Annotated in this window: 4 protein-coding genes; 2 read left to right on the top strand and 2 right to left on the bottom strand. The window is 65.0% G+C overall.

Features of this window, described 5'->3' with window-relative positions; genetic code table 11:
• Nucleotides 1–161 precede the first annotated feature (161 nt).
• Complete coding sequence (locus VF497_RS16915) at nt 162–1,817, bottom strand: AAA family ATPase (protein WP_330890898.1); 1,656 nt, start codon at nt 1,815–1,817, stop codon at nt 162–164.
• A 173-nt stretch (nt 1,818–1,990) separates the two neighbouring features.
• On the opposite strand from VF497_RS16915, the gene VF497_RS16910 reads away from it, so the two are divergent.
• Both VF497_RS16910 and VF497_RS16905 read left to right on the top strand, forming a co-directional pair.
• Complete coding sequence (locus VF497_RS16910) at nt 1,991–2,878, top strand: hypothetical protein (protein WP_330890896.1); 888 nt, start codon at nt 1,991–1,993, stop codon at nt 2,876–2,878.
• A 118-nt stretch (nt 2,879–2,996) separates the two neighbouring features.
• The gene (locus tag VF497_RS16905) at nt 2,997–4,448 is read left to right on the top strand and encodes a hypothetical protein (RefSeq protein WP_330890894.1); all 1,452 of its coding nucleotides are present in this window, start codon (nt 2,997–2,999) and stop codon (nt 4,446–4,448) included.
• 136 nt (nt 4,449–4,584) lie between these two features.
• Here VF497_RS16905 and VF497_RS16900 read toward each other — a convergent pair.
• Nucleotides 4,585–4,930: AraC family transcriptional regulator (locus tag VF497_RS16900; protein ID WP_330890892.1), on the bottom strand; the 346-nt coding region annotated here is incomplete at its 5' end.

Below are 4,930 nucleotides of genomic sequence, written 5' to 3'. Positions count from 1 at the left end.
AGCGGACTGCGTGGCCGCCGCGTCGCCGTGACCGGCGTGCCGAGGTTCGGCATCTCGCCGAGTCGGCGCTGCTGTTCGGACTTCTTCAGGGCTTCGAGGATCAGCGACATGGATTCGTCAACGAGTATATTTTTCTCTGTTGCGCAAAATGCGGCACGCGTTCACTGCACGCTGCGGGTCAGGTGCGGGCCGGCCGGATCGAGTGCGGACAATGCGAACAGCGTCTCCGGGCCGACGATGCCGTCGGGCTTGATGCCGTAGGCGGTCTGCAGCTTGCGTATGCGTTCGGCGAGTGCCTCGTCGAAGAAGGCCGGGCCGGCGTCGGCCGCGCCGCCGTCCATGCGCGCAAGCTGGGCCTTGACCCAGGCCACGCCCGGGCCGGCATCGCCGCTGTGCAACTGGGGCGGTACTTCGGCCGGCAGGCGCCACAGCGCGACGAATTCGCCGTCCCATACGCTGGCGAGATCGTCCTTGCCGACGCGGAAACTTTCGCCGGCCAGATTGAGCTGCACCTGGTCGCCGACCACGCCCTGCAGCAGCGCATACGCGCTCGCGTTCTGCCACTTGATCGGCAGGATCAGCGGTCGGTCGAAGCGCGCGAGCTGAGTGATCGCGCCGTGTCCGCGCAGGCAGTTCATGCCGGGAAAGACCACGGCGTGGCAACGCGCCGCGTCGCGCACCGAGGTTTCGGCCGAGGTCGCCTGCCAGCGTGCGAGCAGCTGCGTCCACGCGGTCAGTTCGGAATCGGGCGCGTTCTCGGCGAGTGCGGCAAGTTTCTTCGCGGCGGGAATTTCCTGCGGCTTCGCCGGTTCGGCCGCGGTCGCCGTCGTTGTCGCGGTTCCGCTGGCAGCGGCAGGTGCGGCTGGCGGGGGTGTCGCGGCGGGTGTTGTCGGCGCCGGAGCGGGCTTCTGCAACTGATAGAAATACGCCGCCGCGCCGAGCGCGATCACCGCGCAGGCGGCAGCGGCCCAAGGTCCGTAATGACGCAGGCGATAACGCGTCGTGCCGGGCAGCGTTTCGTCGGCGGCGCGGTCGACGAGACGCTCGCCGATCGAGTTCTGCTCGCGCGCGTAGCCGGCCATCAGCGCGCGGTCGCCGATGACGTTGATCAGGCGCGGCACGCCGCCGGAGCGCTTGTACAACGCACGCAGGCCGAGGCGCGAGAACGGCGAACGCAGCGCACCGGCGATCGCGAGGCGGTGGCGCACGTAGGCTTCGCTCTCGTCGCGGTCGAGCGGGGTCAGGTGATAGCGCGCGGTGATGCGCTGGGCGAGCTGGCGCAGTTCGGGGTCGTCGAGCTTGTCGCGCAGTTCGGGCTGGCCGAGCAGGATGATCTGCAGCAGCTTCTGCGTCGGCGTTTCCAGGTTGGTCAGCAGGCGCACCTGCTCGAGCGATTCGGTCGACAGGTTCTGCGCCTCGTCGACGATGAGCACTACGCGCAGGCCCTGCGCATAGGCGTCGAGCAGGTAGGCGTTGAGCGCATCGACGAGCGCCTTGAGGCTGCCCTTGCGATTCGTCGTGTCGATTTTCAACTCGTCGCAGATCGATTCGAGCAACTCGAGCGGCGACAGTTTCGGATTGAGCACGAGCGCGACGCGCGTGTTTTCGGGCAACTGTTCGAGCAGCAGCCGGCACAGCGTCGTCTTGCCCGTGCCGACCTCGCCGGTCAGCTGCACGAAGCCGCCCGAGCCGCCCTTGCCGATGCCGTACAACAGATGCGCGAGCGCGTCCCGGTGGCGCTCCGACAGAAAGACGTAGCGCGGATCGGGGGTGATCGAAAACGGGGCCTCTTTGAGGCCGTAGAACTCCAGATACATGCAGCTACTTTACCTTGGGAATCCGTAAAAGTTTCGTGTGTGAGCTGGCGGGGCGGGATTTTCCGTCTAAACAGAGCAAGCCCCGATGCGTGTTCGCTCCGGGTAGGTTGTCCGTGAGCAGCATCGCCGGGCGTTCCTGATTCTGTTCGATCCATCATCAAAAGGATTCCGTCATGTCCAGGTTCACGCTCTCCGCGCTCGCTTTGATCTGCCTGCTGCCGATCGCCGCTTTCGCTACCGGCACCGGCACCTGTACCTACAAGGACAAGAAACTGACCCTCGTCGACGGCGTGGTCTATCAGCGCCCCGATCACTTCGAGCCCGACAAGAAGGAAACCACGGTCGCGCTCGCCTCGCTCAAGCTCGACCCCGGCAAGATCGCCGCAGCGAAGGATCCGGAAGACGCCGTGCGCGACCAGGTCTGGAATGCCAATGACGGCGGGCAGGTGCGCATCACGCTCGGCGAAAAAGGCGTGACCGCGATCTATGCCTATCTGCCGCCCGGCAGCAACATCTCGCAATCGGGCAGCGCGTTCGGGGATCTCAAGCTCTCGCGCAACGACGCCAAGGGCGTGGCCGGCCACTACACGCTGAAGGGCAAGGCCAGCGACGATCTGTCCTGCGATTTCGGTTTCGATCTTGCCTACGCCAAACCCGGTGCCGCGATGGCATCGTCAGCAGCACCCGTCGCCGCAGCCGCGCAGGGCGGCAAGCCCATCCCCGCCGGCGGCGGCGAAGCCGGCAAGGTGTTGCAGGCGAATCTCGCGGCCATGCAGAAGGGCGACATCGACGCGATGCTCGCGACCGTGTCGAAACAACAGGCCGAGCAGATGCAGTCGCAGCGCAAGGATCCGCAATTCCCCGCGATGCTCGGAATGATGAAGGCGTTCGCGCCGAAGAGCCTCACCGTCACCGGCGGCCAGGATTTCGGCGACCACGCCGAGCTGACTCTCGAAGGTATCGAACAGGGCGGCGGCAAATCGACCGGCACCGCGCAGATGGTCAAGGAAAACGGCAAATGGAAGGTGCAGAAGACGTCGATGCAGTCCAAGGGCGGCTGACGAAGCCCTCACTCTCCGCGCTCGGGCAGGCCGTTGCGTCGCATCCAGCCTGTTGTGCGGAGCCCGGGTGAGACAGTCGCCAGTGTGCGAACTCTTCTCCCGTGCAGGACGGCACGGCATGCAACTGCATGGCGGCGGAGCCACTGCAATTTCACGGGAGGGGGACATGATTGCGATGAATGAAACGTCGATGCGTGTTTGCGAATGCCCGAACCGATCGACTGCAGGAATGAGTCTGCTGGCCGCGATTTTGATTGCGGCTGTTGCGCCGGATGCGAAAGCGGACTATGTCTATACGCGCATCGATTATCCGGGAGCCACCAGCACCAACGTGTTCGGCATCAACGCGACCGGCTCGATCGTCGGCAACGCCACGCTGGCCAGCGGCGAACAGATCGCCTACGTCTATTCCGGCGGATCGGGCGGGACGTTTGCCCCGTTGCCGGCGATGCCGAGCGGGTACGGATTGTTTGCCGTCTACGGCATCAACGACAGCGGCACGATCGTCGGTGCGGCAAGTGCGCCGGATGGTTCGGTCGTCGGTTTCCTGTTGAACGGCTCGACCTATTCGTTCTTTTCGGACGCGGGCCGGTCGTTCACCGAGGCGCGCAGCATCAGTTCGACCGGGCTGATCGCAGGAGACACGAACGACTTCGATTCGGGAGGCAACCCGATCAATGCCGCGGGCTATGTCTACGATCCCGTGAGCGGGGTGTTCGCCGACATTCTCATTCCCGATGCCTTGACCATCATTGCCCACGGCAACAACAAGGCAGGCCAGGTCGTCGGCAATATCTTTTCCACGTCCGGGGCGCAGATCGCATTCCTTCGCGACCCGACGCCGCCGCCAACCGTCACGATGTTCCAAGTCGGTCGCAAGACTCGCGCCCGCGGGATCAACGACAACGGGATCATTGCCGGATTCACCTGGGGTGGCGACATGCCTCGCCAGATGGGTTTTGTCGGCAACTCGAGCGGCTATCAGTTGATCGCGCCGAACGACAGCACCCCGGAAACCTACGTCGAAGGCATCAACAACAACGGCCAAGTCGGCGGTTTCTACGTGGGAGATGACCTCGTGAATTGGCATGGATTCATCGGCACCCCTGCGAGCACGCCGACCGGAACCACCTCGGGCGGAGCCTATACGTTTGCCGTGGACGTCGTTCCCGACACGCCGGTCTTCATCGACCCCGCGCCTGCGCTCGGATTCGATTACGCGATCGGGCAAGGTGATCCGCTGTTCACGACGGTGACCCTGCCGATCGGGGTCGGCGACAGCCAGTACACGCTCATCGTGCGCGGCCACGAGTATCCGCTTGCAGGTGGGCAGACCTTCGATTTCCAGGCAAACGGTTTCAGCGGCGGCGTGAGCGGTTTCCGCGTCACCGACATCGAGACCTCGGCCGCGCTGGATCCGAATGATCCGACGGCATTCCCGACGCAATTGACCTTCTCGGGCAGCGGCCGCTTTACCGGGACGATGACTCCGCTGTGTGTCAACCACAAACTGCCGCCACAGGCGCCGCCCCAGGCGATTCGGCACATGCTTGCTCCCTGCGGCAATTGATCCGGTTTTGAACCGTCACGGGAGGCTGCCCTGCTCGTCGGGGCAGCCTCTCGCGTTGCGGAAGTAAGGAAATTGGAGGAACGATTCGGGATCAGTACGGATGCATCTGCCTGACGGCATGCACATTCGCAGGGAGTCACTCTGCTCCCGAGCCGAGTCTGTTCGCGGCCGACTTGCGCCATCCCGCCGGCGGTACGCCGAACTCGCGCTTGAACGCCCGGTTGAACGCCGCCTCGGATTCGTAGCCGCTGTGTTCGGCGATACGCGTGATTGCCTCGTTGCCCGCGCGCAGTCGTTGCGCGGCCAGCGCGAGGCGCCAGCGCATGAGGTATTGCATCGGCGGCTCGCCGACCAGTGCGGCGAAGCGTTCGGCCAGCGCCGAACGTGACAGCGCCGAGGCGCGGGCGAGTTCTTCCACGGTCCACGGCTTGGCCGGGTCGGCGTGCATCAACGCGAGCGCGCGCCCGACATGCGCGTCGCGC

The organism is Rudaea sp. (genome assembly GCF_036383415.1).
GTDB lineage: Bacteria > Pseudomonadota > Gammaproteobacteria > Xanthomonadales > Rhodanobacteraceae > Rudaea.
This window is presented reverse-complemented; position numbering and strand designations above follow the sequence as displayed.